Here is a 17,225-nt window from a genome sequence, read left to right as displayed (position 1 = left end):
CGGGATCAGCCAATCCGGCACAGGTCACTTCCGGGACCATCGCTCATGCAATGGGGATGGGCGGAAGACATAACCGGCCCGTCTCCTTTGTGCGGCAGCATCCTACAGAAGCAAAGCCGGTGGAAGTCCCGGTGTAGCGCACCGGGACCGCCGCCATCTTAGCCGACGATAGCCGCTACCGCCCGCTTCGCCATGACTTTCACGAGTTGAGCGCGATACTCGGCACTGCCGTGCAGGTCCGCCATGACGTCGGAAGGATCGAGCGTCAGCGCATCCACTGCAGCAGGGGAAAAATCCGCTGCGAGGGCGGCCTCGGCATCGCTCCATCGGAACACGCCGCCCTGCCCGGCTCCGGTCACCGCCACGCGCACCTCCCCGCCGCGCTCCGCCACGAACACGCCGGCCATGGCATAGCGCGAAGCGGGGTTGCGGAACTTGCGGTAGGCCGCGCGGGCCCCGACGGGAAACTCCACCGCCAGGATCACTTCATCCTCTGCCAGTGCGGTCTCAAACAAGCCGGTGAAGAAGTCATCGGCCGCGATGCGGCGCACATTGGTGATGATGGTGGCGCCGAGCGCGAGGCACGCAGCAGGATAGTCCGCGGTCGGATCGTTGTTCGCGATGGATCCTCCGATGGTCCCACGGTTTCGCACGGCCGGGTCGCCGATAAGGCCGGCCAAATCCCCCAGTGCGGGAATCGCGTCGGCCACCACGGACGAGGCGGCCACTTCTGCATGACGGGTCATGGCGCCGATGGTCAGGAAATATTGGCTGTGCTCGATGCGGCTGAGTTCCGGAATCGCCGCGAGGTCCACCAGGACGGTGGGTTGAGCAAGCCGCTGCTTGAGAGTCGGCAGAAGGGTCTGCCCACCGGCCAGCAGCTTCACATCCTCTCCTGCTCGCAGAGCTGCCAGCGCTTCATCGAGGCCGGTGGGGCGCTGATAATCGAACGCGTACATGATGCGTCTCCCTCACTCGGCCGCGCGGCGGGCGGTCTGGCCTTGTGCGATCTTCCATAGCGTCGCCGGGGTGGCCGGCATGGGTATATCCTCCGTGCCCAGCGCGTCCGTCAAAGCATTGATGACGGCCGGGGGCGCGGCGATGGCGCCCGCTTCCCCACAGCCCTTCATACCGAGCGGATTGGAAGGGCAACGGGTCTCGGTCATACCGACAACGAACGAGGGCAGATCGCCGGCACGTGGCATGGTGTAGTCCATAAAGGAGCCGGTCACGAGTTGCCCATCGGCATCATAGCGCACCCCTTCGAGCAGCGCCTGACCGACGCCCTGGGCGATACCGCCGTGGACCTGCCCTTCCACGATCATCGGATTGATGATCGAGCCGAAATCGTCCACCGCAACCCATTTGACGATCTCCGTGGTGCCCGTCTCCGGATCCACCTCCAGTTCGCAAATGTGGCAGCCGGCCGGGAAGGTGAAATTGACAGGGTCGTAGAACGCCCCTTCCTTCAACCCCGGCTCGATCTCGGACGTCGGGAATTTGTGCGCGACATAAGCGTTCAGCGCCACCGCGGCAAACGCGAGCGAACGGTCGGTGCCGCTGACGTTGAAATGGCCATCCTTGAACTCGATGTCGCCTTCCGAGGCCTCCAGGATATGGGCCGCGATCTTCTTCGCCTTGGCCTCAACCTTGTCCAGGGCCTTGGAGATGGCGGACATGCCCACTGCGCCGGAGCGCGACCCGTAAGTGCCCATGCCGAACTGCACCTTGTCGGTGTCGCCGTGGACGATGGTCACTTGGTCGATGGGAATGCCGAGGCGAGCGGAAACCAGCTGAGCAAAGGTAGTTTCATGGCCTTGGCCATGGCTATGGGAGCCCGTGAGCACCTCCACATTCCCGGTGGGATTCACACGCACCTCGGCGCTTTCCCACAGGCCCACGCCCGCACCCAGCGAGCCCACGGCCGCAGAAGGAGCGATGCCGCAGGCTTCGATATAATTGGAAAGCCCGATGCCACGCAGCTTGCCGCGCCGGGCGGCTTCCGCCTTGCGGGCCGGGAAATTGGCATAGTCCGCAAGCTCCAGCGCCTTATCGAGCGAGGCCGCATAGCCCCCGATGTCATAAGAAAGGATCACCGGCGTCTGATGCGGGAAGCTGGTGATGAAATTGCGCCGCCGGAACTCAGCCGAATCCTGCCCGATCTCACGCGCCGCCTTCTCCACGATACGCTCCACCAGGAACGTCGCTTCCGGCCGGCCGGCACCGCGATAGGCATCCACCGGCGCCGTGTTGGTATAGACCGCGTCGACCTCGCAATAGATGGCGGGGATATCGTATTGGCCGGACAGCAGCGTCGCGTAGAGATAGGTCGGCACGCAGGAAGCGAAAGTGGAGAGATAGGCCCCCATGTTCGCTACCGTCTTCACCCGGAAGCCGATGATCTTGCCCTGCCCGTCCATGGCCAGTTCACCATGGGTGACATGATCTCGCCCATGGGCGTCGCACAGAAACGCCTCCGAGCGATCGCACGTCCATTTCACGGGGCGGCCCACCCGCTTGGACGCCCAGGCGCAGACGGTCTCCTCCGCATAGATAAAGATCTTGGAACCAAAGCCGCCGCCGACATCCGGCGCGATCACGCGGAGCTTGTTTTCCGGGGCGAGGCCGACGAATGCTGAAAGCACCAGGCGCGCCACGTGCGGGTTCTGGCTGGTGGTCCACAGCGTGTAGGCTTCATCGCCCGCATCATATTCGCCGATGGCCGCGCGCGGTTCCATGGGGTTGGGGGCGAGGCGGTTGTTGACGAGGTCGATCTTGGTCACATGAGCGGCGCGGGCGAAGGCCGCCTCGGTGGCGGCCTTGTCGCCCAATTCCCATTCGAACACCGTGTTGCCGGGCGCGTCGTCGTGGATCTGCGCCGCGCCGGGCGCCCGCGCCGCCCCAAGGTCGGCTGCAGCAGGAAGCACTTCGTAATCCACCTCGATCGCGGCGGCGGCATCCTTGGCGGCATTCAGCGTCTCGCCGATCACCACCGCTATATGGTCGCCCACATAGCGCACCTTGTCCTTTGCGAGCGCGGGGTGGTGACCCGCCTTCATGGGCGAGCCGTCCTTGGAATGAATCATCCAGCCGCAGATGAGCCCGCGAATGCCGTCATGCGCCAAATCCTGCCCGGTAAGGATGGCGACCACGCCCGGCATCTTGGCGGCTGCAGAGGTGTCGATGCCACGGATCAAAGCGTGGGCATAAGGCGAGCGCAGGAAATAAGCGTGGGCCTGACCGGGCCGGGAGAGGTCGTCGGTATAGCGACCCTTGCCCGTGATGAAGCGGCGGTCTTCCTTGCGGCGGACCGGCGCGCCGAGTGGCGTCACCTTGCTGGTGTCGAAGCTGTTGGCGTTCATGGCGTCCTCCCTGGGGGACTGGCGGAACTTGGACCCCCGGGCAGCGCGCTTGCGTCTTGGCGGCCAGCGTCACGGCACCGGGACATGTGACAATCGGGCGAACGGCCCGGCACCGTCACTCGGCGGCGTGCTGCAGCGCGCCGCCCATGGCCTGCGCACCAGCCTCTACCGCCTTGACGATATTGTGATAGCCGGTGCAGCGGCAGAGATTGCCGTCGAGATGCGCGCGGATGGTCGCCTCGTCGAGTTCGGCGCCATGGTGGGCCACCAGATCCAGCGCGGTCATGATCATGCCCGGCGTGCAGAACCCGCATTGCAGGCCATGGTGCTCGCGGAAGGCTTCCTGCATGGGATGAAGAGTGGCCCCGTCCGCGATCCCCTCGATGGTGGTCACGGCGTGCCCATCGGCCTGCACGGCCAGCATCGTGCACGCCTTCACCGCGGCGCCATCCAGATGCACCACGCAGGCCCCGCATTGGCTTGTGTCGCAGCCGACGTGGGTGCCGGTCAGCAGCAGTTTTTCCCGCAGGAACTGCACCAGCAGGGTCCGTGGCTCGACATCCGCAGAAACCGCCTGGCCGTTCACTGTCATGGCAATTTGCGTCATCCAGGTCCTCCCGCAGCAGGCGCCACGCCGGTTGCGCGCTCGCGCTTCGGCCCGGCCCGCACCTTTTATTTCTTCCAGTGTGGGTCTGCCAAGGTGACGTGGTCAAGGCCGATCGCGGCCGAGCGAAAGCAAATCCAAGTCGACACTCCTTCCCTGCCCGGCCCGAGGTGAGGACATGAAAATCATGTGACGCCACGCAACCAGGTGTTGCGTCGCGCTTCGCCTGTGGGAAACTCCGGTGCTTGCGCGCAAAGCCGCGCACCGATTTGTCTCCCGACGCACCTCGCGCTATGAGTCGAATGGAAAGCGCCCAAACTCCAGGCACGATCAAGAAATAGGCGCACTCGAACACAGGGCATCGGACGGATGGATATTTTCCTCCAGCAGCTCATCAACGGGCTGACGCTAGGCTCCATCTACGGCCTCATCGCCATCGGTTACACGATGGTCTTCGGCATCATCGGCATGGTGAACTTCGCCCACGGCGACGTGTTCATGGTGTCGAGCTTCATCGGCCTCACCTGCTTCCTGCTGTTGACCTCCGTGCTCGGCATCACATCGGTCTTCCTCGTGCTCGCCATCGTGCTTGTGGTGGCCATGATCTTTACCGGTCTTGTGAGCTGGACGATCGAGCGCCTTGCCTATCGCCCGCTGCGGGGCTCGTTCCGCCTCGCGCCCATGATCTCCGCCATCGGCATGTCGATCCTGCTCTCCAACTTCGTGCAGGTGGCGCAGGGCCCGCGTAACAAATCGATCCCTCCCCTGGTGACGGACGTGATCGTGCTGATCGATCGGGACGGCTATCAGGTCACCCTCGCCTACAAGCAATTGATCATCATGGCTGTCACGGCCGTGTGCCTGGGCATCTTCTGGTTCGTGGTCCAGAAGACCTCGCTCGGCCGCGCCCAGCGTGCCTGCGAGCAGGACCGCAAGATGGCGGCGCTCCTTGGCGTGGACGTGGACCGCACGATTTCCCTCACCTTCATCATCGGCGCCGCCCTGGCCGCCGTTGCGGGCACCATGTATCTGATGAATTATGGCGTGGTGAATTTCTCCGACGGCTTCGTGCCCGGTGTAAAGGCGTTCACGGCGGCGGTGCTGGGCGGCATCGGATCGCTGCCGGGTGCAGTGCTCGGCGGCCTGCTCATCGGCCTGATCGAGACGTTCTGGTCCGCCTATTTCACAATTGAATACAAGGATGTGGCCGCCTTCTCCATCCTCGCCATCACGCTCATCTTCATGCCCCAGGGCCTGCTCGGCCGGCCGGAAGTGGAGAAGGTTTGATGCAGGCCGGCGTGTCTGCGGGACACCGGGAGGCCGTGCTGCCCGTCGCGCTGAAGGATGCCGCCATTAGCGCGGTGCTCACCTTTCTGGTCCTGACGCCTCTGGTCGGGCTGCGCGCAACGGAGGATTCCGGCGGCCCCTTGATTCTCACCTATCGGTTCGGGCTGGTGCTGATCTTCGCGGCCATTGTGGCGGTGCTGCGCTTCGTGCTGCATCTCACGCTCTGGCGGCCGGGGCGGATCAAGGGCGGGCGCAGCAATGCAGCGCTGGCAGCGCTCGCCGACAAGGCGGAGCCCTTCGCGAAGCCGGTGTTCTTCTCCTTCGCCATCGCCTTTCCCGCACTCGCGGTGCTCGCGGCCGGCGACCTCGGCGCAAGCCGCTATTACATCGATCTCGGCATCTACATCATGACCTATGTGATGTTGGGCTGGGGCCTCAACATCGTGGTCGGCCTCGCGGGTCTGCTCGATCTCGGCTATGTCGCCTTCTACGCGGTCGGCGCCTATGCCTTCGCGCTGCTTTCCACCAGCGTGCCGATCAACGATTTCTTCGCCGGCCACCTGGGAGAGGGATTTTGGGCCGCCTGGTCGTTCTGGCTGTGCCTTCCCATTTCCGGCCTCCTTGCTGCCTTCTGGGGGCTGATCCTCGGCTTTCCTGTTCTGCGGCTGCGGGGTGATTATCTCGCCATCGTTACTCTGGCCTTTGGTGAAATCATCCGTCTCGTGCTGATCAATTGGGTGGATCTGACCAACGGCGGCGCGGGCATCTCCTCCATTCCCGCCATTACCTTCTTCGGCATCCCCTTCTCCTCGGGCGATGATGGGTTCGCGGCTCTGTTCGGCCTGCAATTCAATGCGATGCACCGCATTATCTTCCTCTATTTCGTCATTCTCGGCCTTGCCGCCCTCACCGCCCTCGCCACGGTGCGGCTGCGGCGCATGCCGGTGGGGCGCGCCTGGGAGGCGCTGCGGGAAGACGAGATCGCCTGCCGCTCGCTCGGCATCAACACCACCCTGACCAAGCTCACCGCCTTCTCCATCGGGGCCATGTTCGGCGGCTTTGCCGGTGCTTTCTTCGCGGTGCGGGTGCGGTTCGTGTCGCCGGAATCATTCACCTTCATGGAATCGGCGGTCATCCTCGCGATCGTGGTGCTGGGGGGAATGGGATCCCAGATGGGGGTGGCGGCCTCGGCCATCCTGCTGATCGGGGGCATGGAATTGCTGCGCAACCTCACCTTCCTGAAGGACCCTTGGCTGCTCGGGCCGGATTTCGACCCCACCCTTTACCGCATGCTCATCTTCGGCTTCGCCATGGTCGCAGTGATGGTGTGGCGGCCGCGCGGGCTGGTCTCCAGCCGGCTCGCCACCATCTTCCTGAAGGAACGCAAGAAGGTCTCGGGCGATCTCGTGAAGGAGGGCCACGGATGAGGCCCTGGGAGAGCGACCCCATCCTGCTGGTTGACCATCTGAGTATGCGTTTCGGCGGCCTTGTCGCTGTCGGCGATGTCTCGCTGCGGGCCGGACGCGGCGACATTACAGCGGTCATCGGTCCCAACGGCGCCGGGAAGACCACGGTCTTCAACTGCATCACCGGCTTTTATAAACCGAGCTCGGGGCGCCTCGCGCTTGCCCATGGGGGGGCGCCGACGGCGGCCGAGATCGACGCCCTGACCCGCAACGGGCTCGCCGCCTCCCGCACCGATGCCGGTGCCCTGTTCCTGCTGGAGCGGCTGCCGGACTACAAGGTGGCCTCGCAGGCCAAGGTCGCCCGCACCTTTCAGAACATCCGCCTGTTCTCGGGCATGACGGTGCTGGAAAATCTGCTGGTTGCCCAGCATATGAGCCTGACCGAGACCGGACTTCTCTCCCCATCGGCCCTGCTCAACCTGCCGAGCTGGCGCCGGCGCGAGAAGATGGCGGTGGACCGCGCGCTCCACTGGCTGGAGCGCATCTCCCTGGTGGATCGCGCGGACGATCCTGCCGGCGACCTGCCTTACGGCGACCAACGTCGCCTTGAGATCGCCCGCGCCATGTGCAGTGAGCCGGCCCTGTTGTGCCTGGACGAGCCCGCGGCCGGACTCAATCCGCGGGAATCCGCCGCCCTCAATGCGTTGCTGCTGGCGATCCGCGAAGAAAAGACGTCCGTGCTGCTGATCGAGCACGACATGTCGGTGGTGATGGAGATTTCGGACCACGTGATCGTGCTGGAATATGGCCGCAAAATCGCGGATGGCACGCCCGCCGAAGTGCGCTCCGACCCGCGCGTCATTGCCGCCTATCTGGGCGTGGACGAGGATGCCATCGAGCAGGTGGAAGAGGAGGTGGGACCGTGAGCTCCCTGCTTTCCCTCTCCGGCGTGAAGACCTTCTACGGCAAGATCATGGCCCTGCGCGGCGTCGATCTTGAGGTAAACGAAGGCGAGATCGTCACACTCATCGGGGCAAACGGGGCCGGCAAGTCCACCCTCATGATGACCATCTGCGGGGCACCGCGCGCGCAGGAAGGAACCATCCTGTTCGCCGGGCAGGACATTACGCGCCTGCCCACCCACGAAATCATGAGGATGAACATCGCCCAGTCCCCGGAAGGGCGTCGCATCTTTCCACGCATGAGCGTCTACGAAAATCTGCAAATGGGCGCCGCATTGTCCGGCGGGGTTCATTTCGCGCAGGATCTCGAGCGCATGTTCGAGATGTTCCCGCGCCTCAAGGAACGCCTGCAGCAGCGCGGCGGGACACTCTCCGGCGGCGAGCAGCAGATGCTGGCGATCGCCCGCGCGCTCATGAGCCGTCCGCGCCTGCTGCTGCTGGACGAACCTTCCCTCGGCTTGGCACCACTTGTTGTGCGGCAGATTTTCGACGTGATCCGCGATCTGAACCAGACCGAGGGCCTCACCGTCTTCCTGGTGGAACAGAACGCCTATCACGCGCTCAAGCTCGCCCATCGCGGCTATGTGTTGGTGAACGGCGCCATCACCATGGCCGGCACCGGGCGCGAATTGCTGGAGCGACCCGAGGTGAAGGCTGCCTATCTGGAAGGGGGCGCGTGAGCCATGGCGAATCTGCCCCATCCCGGCCGCCCCTCCTCGCCCATGATCCTCCTGCCGGTTCTGGCTCTCGCGGCTATGCTGGTGCTCTTCATCGTACGGCCGAGCGCGGTGGTGGAAGTCTCAACCGGCGATTTCATGCTGGTGACGCTGTTTCTGGGCGGCGGCGCCGCCTGGCTCACGGGGCGGGCCGTGGCAAAGGGGTGGAAGCCCTTCACCCTGGTGCTCGTCTATTCTCTGCTGCTGACGGCGGCCGTGCGGTTCTGCCATTTCGCCCTGTTCAAGGGCACGCTGTTCGCGCTCGACTATTATCTCGTGGAAGCGGTGCTGCTGTTCGCCATCGCGACGCTCGGCTTCCGGTCCGTGCGCAAGCAGCAGATGACCGCGCGCTACGATTGGCTCTACGAATCTGCCGGCCCGCTTTCCTGGCGCAACAAGGCCGGCACGGATGAAGCGGCGTGACCTATTTGGCGTGTCGACAGGCGATGAGAAACCGGCACAATGGCGGCCGGACGCACGCTCTGCCGGCGCGGTGAGGGTCTTCGGCGCACGGTATAACCAGAGGAGAACAGGATGAGGAAGCTGTTACTTGCCGGCCTCGCGGTCGGTGCCGGCCTCGCCCTTGCGGCGGCCGGGTCGGCTGCCTATGCGCAGGCGCCTCTCAAGATGGGCGCGGGCGGTCCCATGACCGGCCCGAATGCCGCTTTCGGCGCGCAGATCAAGACGGGCGTCGAACAAGCCGTGGCGGACATCAATGCTGCCGGCGGCATCAACGGCCAGAAGATCGAGCTTTCGATCGGCGACGACGCCTCGAAGCCCGAGCAGGGCAAATCTGCGGCGAACAAGTTCATCTCCGACGGCGTGAAATACGTGGTCGGCCACTTCAACTCGGGCGTCTCGATCCCGACCTCCACGGATTATGAGGAAGCCGGCGTTCTGCAGATCAGCCCGGCCTCGACCAACCCGCAGTTCACTGAACGCAAGATGTGGAACACGTTCCGCACCTGCGGCCGCGACGATCAGCAGGGCGCGGTCGCCGGCGACTACATCGTCGCCAATTTCAAGGACAAGAAGGTCGCCATCGTCCACGACAAGACCCCCTACGGGAAGGGCCTTGCGGACGAGACCCAGAAAGCCATGAACAAGGGCGGCGTTAAGGAAGTGCTCTATGAGGGCATCAATCCTGGCGAGAAGGATTATTCCGCTCTCGTCTCCAAGCTGAAGGCAGCGGGTGTGGACTTGGTCTATTTCGGTGGCCTGCATCCTGAAGCCGGGCTGCTCGTGCGCCAGATGCGCGACCAGGGCCTGAAGAGCGTTCTGTTCTCGGGCGACGGCATTACCGACAAGGAATTCTGGTCCATTGCCGGGCCCGGCGCCGCCGGCACGCTGATGACCTTCGGTCCCGATCCCCGCAAGAACCCCGCCGCGAAAGAAGTGGTGGATAAGTTTAAGGCGAAGGGCATCGATCCAGAAGGCTATGTCCTGTATTCCTACGCCGCCGTGCAGATTATCAAGCAAGCCGCCGAGGCGACCAAGTCTACCGACCCGAAGAAGATCGCCGACTACATGCATTCCGGCGCGACCTTCCAGACGGTTCTTGGCCCGCTCTCCTTCGACAAGAAGGGCGACATCACCAAGAAGGATTACGTCGTCTATATCTGGAAGGACGGCGCCTACAGCGAAATCTGACCGTATTTCGGTCGGCTGATGAAAGGCCCGCGCTTCGGCGCGGGCCTTTTTCATGGCACGCCACTTATGTTACGCCGCCGCACTGACAAGAGGACGAGCGATGCTGAAGATCTGGGGACGCCTCAACTCCACCAATGTGAAGAAAGTGGTGTGGGCCGCACGGGAATTGAGCCTGCCTTACGAGCACGCCAACGCTGGCGGACCGTTCGGGCTCGTGAACGAGCCCGAATATCGCGCGCTGAATCCCAACGGACTCGTTCCCTGTGTGGAAGACCAGGGCTTGATCCTGTGGGAATCCAATGCCGTCGTGCGTTATCTTGCAGCCCGCCACGGAGCCGGCACGCTATGGCCGGAAAATCCAGCCGTGCGCGCCATCGGCGACAAATGGATGGATTGGACCTCCACCTCATTTGCCGCGCCGTTCCGGGATGTGTTCTGGAACCTCATCCGGCTCGATCCGGAGAAGCGCGACATGGGCGCGGTGGAGGCCGGCATCGTCGCCTGCGCAGATCTTCTGGCGCGGGCGGACGCCGCGCTCGCGGACCATCCCTATCTGTCGGGGGACGCTTTCGCGATGGGCGATATCCCGCTCGGCTGCTTCGCTTATGGGTGGTTCGAAATGCCCATAACCCGCCCGCCGATGCCTCATCTGGAAGCCTGGTACGTACGGCTGAAAGACCGCCCGGCCTATCGCGACGCGGTCATGACGCCGCTCACCTGAGCGCTTCACCCGATGGTGGAAAGGGCCGGAAACGTCTCAATCAGCCAGTAGGAGACGCTGGCAATCCAGCCCGACATGAAAGCGATGCCGGTGAGCACCAGCATCGCCCCCATCACCTTCTCCATCACCGGCAGAAGGCGGCGCATGTGGCGCAGGCCGTCCAGGAACGGCCGCACCGCCACCGCCGCCAACAGGAACGGCACACCGAGACCGGCGGAATAGATCGCAAGCAGGCCCGCACCCTTCGCGACCGTTGCCTCCGATCCGGCCACCGCGAGGATCGCGCCCAGCACCGGCCCGAGGCACGGCGTCCAGCCGAAAGCAAAGGCGAGGCCCATTACGAACGCCCCCCACAGGCCGGTCGGCTCGTTCACGTGCGGCCGGGCGGTCCGCGACAGCAGATGGATCTTGAAAACGCCGAGGAAATTCAGCCCCATCACGATGATCGCGAGACCGGCGATGATGGACAGCACCTCCTGATGCGCGCGCAGCACCTCGCCAATGGCAGAGGCGCCGGCGCCCAAGGCGACAAACACAACGGTAAAGCCACTCACGAACAGCAGCGCGCCGAAAATCGCGCGCCGCCCCACCTGCTGCAGCGGTTCAGCCTTGGAGAGGTCTTCCAGCGTCGCGCCGCCGAGGAAGCACAGATAAGGCGGCACCAAAGGCAGGACGCAGGGGGAGAGGAAGCTCGCAAGGCCGGCGGCGAAGGCGGCTGGCAGCGTGACATCGGCCATGGGAGGGTCGCACCCTTCGTACGCGAAACCGAAACCCGCCGATGGGAGACGCACGGCCGGGCCTTTCGCCGACTGTCATGGGCCGGAAGTGCGCCCTCGCACAAGGGGAGCGGAACGGCCCTCCCCGCCATGTGATATGCCCCTTTGCCGCAGCCCGGCCCAGGCTGGCTTGCGCTGGGTGTGGACGTGAAGGCAGATCCTGCTCTAGAGCTTAGGCGGGGTTGCCCGGGGGCCGGGAAGTGACATGCTGAATCTCCTCACCGACGTACCCGGGCTCCAGGTGGGCCACGCCACCGACCTCAAGCTTGGATCGGGCGTAACGGCGGTGCTGTGCGATGTACCGACCATCGCCGCCGTCGATGTGCGTGGTGGCAGCCCCGGCACCCGCGAAACAGACCTTCTCGCCCCCGGTGCCAGCGTCCAGCATGTGGATGCGCTCTTCCTCTCCGGCGGATCGGCCTTCGGACTTGATGCTGGCTCCGGGATCATGTCCTGGCTTGCGGAGCGGGGACGCGGGCACCCGGTCGGTTCCGTGCGGGTGCCCATCGTGCCCGGCGCGATCCTGTTCGACCTCCTCAATGGCGGCGACAAGGCCTGGGGCCGCCATTCCCCCTATGCCGGCCTTGGATATCAGGCCGCCGAGGCGGCGCGTGGCGGCAGCTTCCTGCTCGGCTCTGTCGGAGCAGGCACCGGCGCGACCACGGCTCACGTCAAGGGTGGCTTAGGCTCGGCTTCCGCCATAACACCGGGTGGGCATGTGGTCGGGGCTCTTGTGGCGGTCAATGCGGTGGGCAGCCCGCTTATCGGCACCGGGCCTCACCTGCGTGCGGCGCCGTTCGAGCAGAATGGCGAGTTCGGCGGTTGCGGCATGCCCCAGCATTGGCCGGACGATGCCTCGGCGCTCGCCATGAAGGGCGCCACGCCCCGCGCCAACACCACCATTGCGGTGGTTGCGACGGACGCTGTTCTCACACGCTCCCAGGCACGTGCCTTTGCCGTAATGGCGCAGGATGGTTTGGCTTTATCGCTGTTTCCGGTACACACACAGCTCGACGGCGATTGCGTGTTTGCCCTTGCAACGGGTCGCAAAGAGCTTGACCCGATCCGTCACGCTGAGGCCGAGCTCGGGGCAACCGCCGCATGCGTGCTCGCGCGTGCCGTTGGACGGGCCGTATTCGAAGCCACCACCTTGCCTTTTCCCGGCGCCCAAGCCGCTTGGCGCGACCGTTTCCGCTAAAGGATACCAGATGCCCCGCCTGCCCACGATCCGCCCGGTTCGGCATGACAATGACGACGCGCCGCGCCTTTCCGGCCTTTTGGCGATCGTCTTCTGGTGCGCGTGCGGGATCACAGCTGTTCCGCTCGCGGGTATCTTCACGCTGATTTCCCTCCTCGGCCCCCAAGCGGCATGGTCGGCCATTGCGGATTCGCTATCGGCTCCCGGTGGGTCCTCGCAAATGCTGAGGTTCGGCCTGCTGCCGCAAGTCGTTCTGTTTGTCTGGGCGATCAGCTTCGTCATTTTGACCGTGCGGCGCTCGGCGCGCACGCGTGCCCTGGCACCCGCCTTGTTGGTCGTGTGGTTGATCGTGACCGCGTTCAGCCAATTTGCCATCCGCGACCTCCTGGCCCCGGACGGCCTCACCGTGGGCGATCTCGCGGCACTGCTCCCTGCCCTTCTTGCCCAAGGCGTCGGCGTTGCCGGGTTCGTCGGCTATATGCGTGAAGGCGAGCGTCCACGCCGTTATTATCGAGTCTGAAGGCGGGTCACAGGGTCCCGCGGCGCCTCGAAATGACGAACGCCACATAGACGCCCGCGAGCGTTACCGCGAGGCCGTACCATGTGAGTGCATATTCCAAATGGCGGTTGGAAAAGGAGAGCCGCGTTTCCCCGCCCTGGGGCAAGCCCCCGGGGTTCGCGGTCGCATCGGCATCAATGATGAAAGGCGCAACTTTCGCTAGGCCGCGTGCGGCGCCGATCTCCGCCGGATCGCGGCGAAACCAGGCATTGTGCGCAGGGTCGTTCGCCGGCACGAACCAGCTGGCTTCTTCCGGCATGCGCAGAAGGCCCGTGATGGTGACGGTCCCTTCGATCTGCCCCTCCCGCCGCCTCTCAGGCGCGCGGCGATCTTCCGGCACGAAGCCGCGATTGACCAGGATCGCCGATCCGTCGGCCAGCATCAGCGGCGTCAGCACCAGGAATCCGGGCCCCTTGAACGGCCCTTTCGGGTCGGACAGCACCGTGTAGACCAAGGTCTCCTTCCCATGGTCGAAGATGCCGGTAGCACGCACCGGCTGATACTCGTCCACCTCACGGGTAACGCTTGGCCATTGGGACACGGGGAGCACCGGGTGCGGATGCTGGGTGGCACGCTCCTGGACTTGAGCGACCAGTTCGTTCTTCCAGCTTAGCCGTTCCAACTGCCACGTACCGAGGCCGATCAGCACGGCAAGCGCAGCGAAGGTGGCCAGGGTGGGCAGCAGCAGCCCGCGACGCGCCGCCCCGCTCATTCGCCGTCGCGCGGCTCCAGTCGCCCCTCGGATGCCCGGTTCGCATATTGCATCGCGACCAGCACACCCTTGAACGGGCGAAGGAGCCCGAGCGTGACGATCAGAATGCCGGGAATCCAGAGCAAGGCGTGGACCCAAAGGGGCGGTTCGAACGTGACTTCGACCCAGAAGGCGAGCGCCACCACCAAAAACCCGCCGATGAGGATGACGAACACCGCTGGCCCATCACCGGCGTCGATGAACGAATAGTCCAGGCCGCAGGCCTCGCATTCCGGCGCGAGCTGGAGGAACCCCTTGAACAGCTTTCCCTTCCCACAGCGCGGGCAGCGGCAGGATAGGCCGGCGACGATGGGCGAAACAGGGCTGTAATACGGTTCCATGGGTATTCCCGTTCCGCGGCCGCGGCCAGCTACCAAACAAAACGGGGCGGCTCACGCCGCCCCGCCGATTCCTAAGAAACCCGTGGGGCTCCACAACTTCAATGGACGGACGAGCCGGCGCCCCAGACGTAGATAAAGGCGAACAGGAAGAGCCACACCACGTCCACGAAGTGCCAGTACCAAGCGGCGGCTTCGAAGCCGAAATGCTTCTGCGGCGTAAAATCCCCTGCGACGGCGCGCAGCAGGCACACCAGGAGGAAGATGGTGCCCACGATCACATGGAAGCCATGGAAGCCGGTCGCCATGAAGAAGGTGGCGCCATAAATGTTGCCCGAGAAGCCGAAGTGCACGTGCAGATATTCGAACGCCTGGCACGTCGTGAACAGCACGCCCAGCACGACCGTGAGCAGCAGGCCCCACTTGAGGCCCTGGCGGTCATTCTCCAGCAACGCGTGATGCGCCCATGTGACCGTCGTGCCGGAGGTCAGCAGCAGCAGGGTGTTGAGCAGCGGCAGGTGCCAGGGATCCAGCGATTCGATGCCATGGGGCGGCCACACGCCGCCGGTCACCTCGAACCGCGAATAATTTATCGCTTCGCCGGAAAACAGCGCCGCATCGAAATAGGCCCAAAACCACGCGACGAAGAACATGACTTCGGAGGCGATGAACAGGATCATGCCGTAGCGCAGGCCTATCTGCACCACCGGGGTATGGAAACCCAGATGGCCTTCGCGGATCATGTCCCGCCACCAGCCAAACATGGTGTAGAGCACGCCCAGGAACCCGATGCCCATCGGGATCGCCGTTCCACCATGCATCCACACCACCGCACCAGCGGTGAGGATGAAGGCCGAGATCGAGCCCACGATGGGCCACGGGCTCGGCTCCACCATGTGATAATCGTGCTGCTTCACGTGTCCCTCGGCCATTTGAAGCGGCCTCCCCTTCCAGCATTAAAATTCTACCAGGACCTTACGCTCCGCCGCAATGCGACGGTTACGTCCATCCCAACAACCAACCCGCCCGGCAGTCCGGGCTTAATCCTGTCCTGGCGCCGCCGCTCACGCCGGCTCACAGAGCCTTTTTCGAACTCTCGCTCGCAGGCTCAGCCGCGCGCGCCACCGGTGCCGCAGGCTTGGGCGCCGGGAAGAAGGTGTAAGACAATGTGATGGTCTTCACAGTGTTGAATTCGGGATCGTCCGCGATGGCTGGATCAATGAAGAACACCACCGGCATGTCTACCTTTTCGTTGGCGTGCATGGTCTGCTCGGAAAAGCAGAAGCACTGCATTTTCACGAAATACGCACCCGCCGGGGCCGGCGTGACATTGTAAGTGGCGTTGCCATAGGTTTCCGCCGACGAAAGATTGCGGGCGAGATAATAGACCATCTTGGTCTCGCCAATGCGCACGCTCACGTCCGCCTGCTCCGGCTTGAACTCCCAGGGCAGGCCGGGGGCGATATTGGAATCGAAGCGCACCTGGATCGTGCGGTCGAGCACCTTGTCAGGTGCGGCCGTGCCGACCCGCGTCGCACCGCCGAAACCGGTGAGCGAGCAGAACATCGCGTAGAAAGGCACGATGGCATAAGCCGCGCCCACCATGCCGACGGCAAAGGCGAGGCACGCCAAAGCGACCGGCATATGCCGGAACCGACGCCGCTTTGCGACGATGGGACCAGGTTCGGGTAAGGGGGGGGGCGGGGAAGTGCTCATTGCGTCCTCACAGTGGCCTGTTCAGCACGGCCGGACCCATCTTCACGATGGTGACCACGTAGAAAAGGATCACCAGAAAACCCAGCACCGACGCGATGGCGACAGATCGCGCCCGTCGGCGCCGCTTCTGCTCCTCGGTCAGAACGACGCCCTGTACCTCAGGCGCTCGCTTGTCCTTCTCATCCACCACGGATCAAACTCCCACCAGCGCTTCGACCAAAAGCGAGGCGAAGAGCAAAAACAGATAGAGAATGGAGAAGCCGAACAATTGCTTGCTTGCCTTTACGGCCGCTGCGCCCTCGCGCACGCGATAGACCTTCACGGCGAGCCATATCATGCCCGCGCCCAAAATGGCGGCCACCGCACCATAGCCATACCCGGCATAGCCCAGCCCGACCGGCACCAAGGCCAGCGGCACCAGGAAAAGCGTGTAAAGCAGGATTTGACGACGGGTCTCATCGGGCCCCGCGGTTACGGGCAGCATGGGAACCCCGGCGCGGGCATAATCATCGGCGCGATACAACGCGAGCGCCCAGAAATGCGGCGGCGTCCAGAAGAAGATGATCGCCACGAGGAGGAGGCTTTCAAGGCCCACCGAGCCAGAGGCAGCCGCCCATGCCACCATGGGCGGAAACGCGCCCGCAGCACCGCCGATGACGATGTTCTGCGATGTCGAGCGCTTCAGCCACATGGTGTAGATGACCACGTAGAAGAAGATCGTGAAGGCAAGCAGGGCACCGGCGAGCACATTCACCAGCAGGCCAAGCACCACGACTGAAAAGGCCGAGAGGGTCAGGCCGAAGGCCAGCGCCTCCTGTGGCGTCACCCGTCCGCCAGGGATGGGGCGATTCTTGGTGCGCGACATGACGGCGTCGATATCGGCATCCCACCACATGTTGAGCGCCCCGGCCGCGCCAGCGCCAACCGCGATGCACAGCAGGGCTGTAAAGGCGATCACCGGGTGCACGTGGTCGGGCGCACGAACCAGGCCGACCAAAGCCGTGAAGATCACCAGCGACATGACGCGCGGCTTCAGGAGCGACAGGTAATCGCGCGGCGAAGCGAGGCCAAGGCCCGTTTCGCTACCTCCCGTCGTCTGGTTCAAGCTCACGCTCACGTCACTCATGCGTACCGGTCCTGTCATACTGATCTTGCTCGGAACCGCAGGGCGGCGCGGTT

At 64.3% G+C, this 17,225-nt stretch carries 19 protein-coding genes; 9 read left to right on the top strand and 10 right to left on the bottom strand.

All coding sequences use genetic code 11. From position 1 onward, the window contains the following. Window positions 1–158 precede the first annotated feature (158 nt). The 3 genes from V5F68_RS09020 to V5F68_RS09010 form a co-directional block, all read right to left on the bottom strand. The gene (locus V5F68_RS09020) at window positions 159–959 is read right to left on the bottom strand and encodes an FAD binding domain-containing protein (protein WP_394012193.1); all 801 of its coding nucleotides are present in this window, start codon (window positions 957–959) and stop codon (window positions 159–161) included. Window positions 960–971: 12 nt separating this feature from the next. Next, entirely contained in the window at window positions 972–3,362 is a 2,391-nt protein-coding gene (locus V5F68_RS09015) for a xanthine dehydrogenase family protein molybdopterin-binding subunit (protein WP_394012191.1), read from the bottom strand. 115 nt (window positions 3,363–3,477) lie between these two features. Continuing rightward, a complete protein-coding gene (locus tag V5F68_RS09010) occupies window positions 3,478–3,969 on the bottom strand; it encodes a (2Fe-2S)-binding protein (protein WP_394012189.1) in 492 nt (163 codons plus the stop codon). 366 nt (window positions 3,970–4,335) lie between these two features. On the opposite strand from V5F68_RS09010, the gene V5F68_RS09005 reads away from it, so the two are divergent. The 7 genes from V5F68_RS09005 to V5F68_RS08975 all read left to right on the top strand — a co-directional run bounded on the left by V5F68_RS09005 (window position 4,336) and on the right by V5F68_RS08975 (window position 10,708). Continuing rightward, on the top strand, window positions 4,336–5,253 hold the full coding sequence (locus tag V5F68_RS09005) for a branched-chain amino acid ABC transporter permease (RefSeq protein WP_394012187.1): 918 nt from the start codon (window positions 4,336–4,338) through the stop codon (window positions 5,251–5,253). Further along, window positions 5,253–6,680 carry a high-affinity branched-chain amino acid ABC transporter permease LivM gene (livM, locus tag V5F68_RS09000; RefSeq protein ID WP_394012185.1) on the top strand — a complete coding sequence of 476 codons (1,428 nt, stop codon included), beginning with the start codon at window positions 5,253–5,255 and terminating at the stop codon, window positions 6,678–6,680. Before V5F68_RS09005 ends, livM begins: the two co-directional genes overlap by 1 nt. Beyond that, window positions 6,677–7,585 (top strand): ABC transporter ATP-binding protein, encoded by a 909-nt coding sequence (locus V5F68_RS08995; protein ID WP_394012183.1) that lies wholly within the window; start codon window positions 6,677–6,679, stop codon window positions 7,583–7,585. Before livM ends, V5F68_RS08995 begins: the two co-directional genes overlap by 4 nt. A gap of 47 nt (window positions 7,586–7,632) precedes the next feature. Next, complete coding sequence (locus V5F68_RS08990; protein WP_394012598.1) at window positions 7,633–8,301, top strand: ABC transporter ATP-binding protein; 669 nt, start codon at window positions 7,633–7,635, stop codon at window positions 8,299–8,301. Between the two features lie 3 nt (window positions 8,302–8,304). Further along, on the top strand, window positions 8,305–8,760 hold the full coding sequence (locus V5F68_RS08985; RefSeq protein WP_394012181.1) for a DUF6867 family protein: 456 nt from the start codon (window positions 8,305–8,307) through the stop codon (window positions 8,758–8,760). Window positions 8,761–8,871: 111 nt separating this feature from the next. Continuing rightward, window positions 8,872–9,987 carry a branched-chain amino acid ABC transporter substrate-binding protein gene (locus V5F68_RS08980; RefSeq protein ID WP_394012179.1) on the top strand — a complete coding sequence of 372 codons (1,116 nt, stop codon included), beginning with the start codon at window positions 8,872–8,874 and terminating at the stop codon, window positions 9,985–9,987. 100 nt (window positions 9,988–10,087) lie between these two features. Next, the gene (locus tag V5F68_RS08975; protein ID WP_394012177.1) at window positions 10,088–10,708 is read left to right on the top strand and encodes a glutathione S-transferase; all 621 of its coding nucleotides are present in this window, start codon (window positions 10,088–10,090) and stop codon (window positions 10,706–10,708) included. Window positions 10,709–10,713: 5 nt separating this feature from the next. Here V5F68_RS08975 and V5F68_RS08970 read toward each other — a convergent pair whose 3' ends face one another. Beyond that, complete coding sequence (locus tag V5F68_RS08970; RefSeq protein ID WP_348848425.1) at window positions 10,714–11,445, bottom strand: cytochrome c biogenesis CcdA family protein; 732 nt, start codon at window positions 11,443–11,445, stop codon at window positions 10,714–10,716. 244 nt (window positions 11,446–11,689) lie between these two features. Here V5F68_RS08970 and V5F68_RS08965 point away from each other — a divergent pair, with 244 nt between their 5' ends. Continuing rightward, window positions 11,690–12,682: a P1 family peptidase gene (locus V5F68_RS08965; RefSeq protein ID WP_394012175.1), complete on the top strand. Its 993-nt coding sequence runs from the start codon at window positions 11,690–11,692 to the stop codon at window positions 12,680–12,682. A 10-nt stretch (window positions 12,683–12,692) separates the two neighbouring features. Further along, window positions 12,693–13,202 carry a hypothetical protein gene (locus tag V5F68_RS08960; RefSeq protein WP_394012173.1) on the top strand — a complete coding sequence of 170 codons (510 nt, stop codon included), beginning with the start codon at window positions 12,693–12,695 and terminating at the stop codon, window positions 13,200–13,202. A gap of 7 nt (window positions 13,203–13,209) precedes the next feature. On the opposite strand, the gene V5F68_RS08955 is transcribed toward V5F68_RS08960, so the two are convergent. The 6 genes from V5F68_RS08955 to V5F68_RS08930 all read right to left on the bottom strand — a co-directional run bounded on the left by V5F68_RS08955 (window position 13,210) and on the right by V5F68_RS08930 (window position 17,172). Continuing rightward, window positions 13,210–13,953, bottom strand: coding sequence for an SURF1 family protein (locus tag V5F68_RS08955; RefSeq protein ID WP_394012171.1), 744 nt, complete (start codon window positions 13,951–13,953; stop codon window positions 13,210–13,212). After that, window positions 13,950–14,333, bottom strand: coding sequence for a DUF983 domain-containing protein (locus V5F68_RS08950; protein WP_348848421.1), 384 nt, complete (start codon window positions 14,331–14,333; stop codon window positions 13,950–13,952). Before V5F68_RS08950 ends, V5F68_RS08955 begins: the two co-directional genes overlap by 4 nt. A gap of 98 nt (window positions 14,334–14,431) precedes the next feature. Next, window positions 14,432–15,262: a cytochrome c oxidase subunit 3 gene (locus V5F68_RS08945; RefSeq protein ID WP_394012169.1), complete on the bottom strand. Its 831-nt coding sequence runs from the start codon at window positions 15,260–15,262 to the stop codon at window positions 14,432–14,434. A gap of 142 nt (window positions 15,263–15,404) precedes the next feature. After that, a complete protein-coding gene (locus V5F68_RS08940) occupies window positions 15,405–16,046 on the bottom strand; it encodes a cytochrome c oxidase assembly protein (protein WP_394012167.1) in 642 nt (213 codons plus the stop codon). A 7-nt stretch (window positions 16,047–16,053) separates the two neighbouring features. After that, window positions 16,054–16,236 carry a cytochrome c oxidase system small membrane protein gene (locus V5F68_RS08935; RefSeq protein ID WP_394012165.1) on the bottom strand — a complete coding sequence of 61 codons (183 nt, stop codon included), beginning with the start codon at window positions 16,234–16,236 and terminating at the stop codon, window positions 16,054–16,056. A 3-nt stretch (window positions 16,237–16,239) separates the two neighbouring features. Further along, window positions 16,240–17,172 (bottom strand): heme o synthase, encoded by a 933-nt coding sequence (locus tag V5F68_RS08930; protein WP_394012163.1) that lies wholly within the window; start codon window positions 17,170–17,172, stop codon window positions 16,240–16,242. Between the last annotated feature and the right edge of the window lie 53 nt (window positions 17,173–17,225).

The organism is Roseixanthobacter pseudopolyaromaticivorans (assembly GCF_043195145.2).
Lineage (GTDB): Bacteria > Pseudomonadota > Alphaproteobacteria > Rhizobiales > Xanthobacteraceae > NCEH01.
The sequence above is the reverse complement of the archived record's forward strand: the minus strand, read 5'-3'. Positions and strand labels throughout refer to the sequence as shown.

Excerpts from the sequence above, each read along its gene's own strand:
- V5F68_RS09020 (WP_394012193.1), bottom strand. The coding sequence starts at position 959 with ATGTACGCGTTCGATTATCAGCGCCCCACCGGCCTCGATGAAGCGCTG.
- V5F68_RS09015 (WP_394012191.1), bottom strand. The coding sequence starts at position 3,362 with ATGAACGCCAACAGCTTCGACACCAGCAAGGTGACGCCACTCGGCGCG.
- V5F68_RS09010 (WP_394012189.1), bottom strand. The coding sequence starts at position 3,969 with ATGACGCAAATTGCCATGACAGTGAACGGCCAGGCGGTTTCTGCGGAT.
- V5F68_RS09005 (WP_394012187.1), top strand. The coding sequence starts at position 4,336 with ATGGATATTTTCCTCCAGCAGCTCATCAACGGGCTGACGCTAGGCTCC.
- livM (WP_394012185.1), top strand. The coding sequence starts at position 5,253 with ATGCAGGCCGGCGTGTCTGCGGGACACCGGGAGGCCGTGCTGCCCGTC.
- V5F68_RS08995 (WP_394012183.1), top strand. The coding sequence starts at position 6,677 with ATGAGGCCCTGGGAGAGCGACCCCATCCTGCTGGTTGACCATCTGAGT.
- V5F68_RS08990 (WP_394012598.1), top strand. The coding sequence starts at position 7,633 with ATGGCCCTGCGCGGCGTCGATCTTGAGGTAAACGAAGGCGAGATCGTC.
- V5F68_RS08985 (WP_394012181.1), top strand. The coding sequence starts at position 8,305 with ATGGCGAATCTGCCCCATCCCGGCCGCCCCTCCTCGCCCATGATCCTC.
- V5F68_RS08980 (WP_394012179.1), top strand. The coding sequence starts at position 8,872 with ATGAGGAAGCTGTTACTTGCCGGCCTCGCGGTCGGTGCCGGCCTCGCC.
- V5F68_RS08975 (WP_394012177.1), top strand. The coding sequence starts at position 10,088 with ATGCTGAAGATCTGGGGACGCCTCAACTCCACCAATGTGAAGAAAGTG.
- V5F68_RS08970 (WP_348848425.1), bottom strand. The coding sequence starts at position 11,445 with ATGGCCGATGTCACGCTGCCAGCCGCCTTCGCCGCCGGCCTTGCGAGC.
- V5F68_RS08965 (WP_394012175.1), top strand. The coding sequence starts at position 11,690 with ATGCTGAATCTCCTCACCGACGTACCCGGGCTCCAGGTGGGCCACGCC.
- V5F68_RS08960 (WP_394012173.1), top strand. The coding sequence starts at position 12,693 with ATGCCCCGCCTGCCCACGATCCGCCCGGTTCGGCATGACAATGACGAC.
- V5F68_RS08955 (WP_394012171.1), bottom strand. The coding sequence starts at position 13,953 with ATGAGCGGGGCGGCGCGTCGCGGGCTGCTGCTGCCCACCCTGGCCACC.
- V5F68_RS08950 (WP_348848421.1), bottom strand. The coding sequence starts at position 14,333 with ATGGAACCGTATTACAGCCCTGTTTCGCCCATCGTCGCCGGCCTATCC.
- V5F68_RS08945 (WP_394012169.1), bottom strand. The coding sequence starts at position 15,262 with ATGGCCGAGGGACACGTGAAGCAGCACGATTATCACATGGTGGAGCCG.
- V5F68_RS08940 (WP_394012167.1), bottom strand. The coding sequence starts at position 16,046 with ATGAGCACTTCCCCGCCCCCCCCCTTACCCGAACCTGGTCCCATCGTC.
- V5F68_RS08930 (WP_394012163.1), bottom strand. The coding sequence starts at position 17,172 with ATGAGTGACGTGAGCGTGAGCTTGAACCAGACGACGGGAGGTAGCGAA.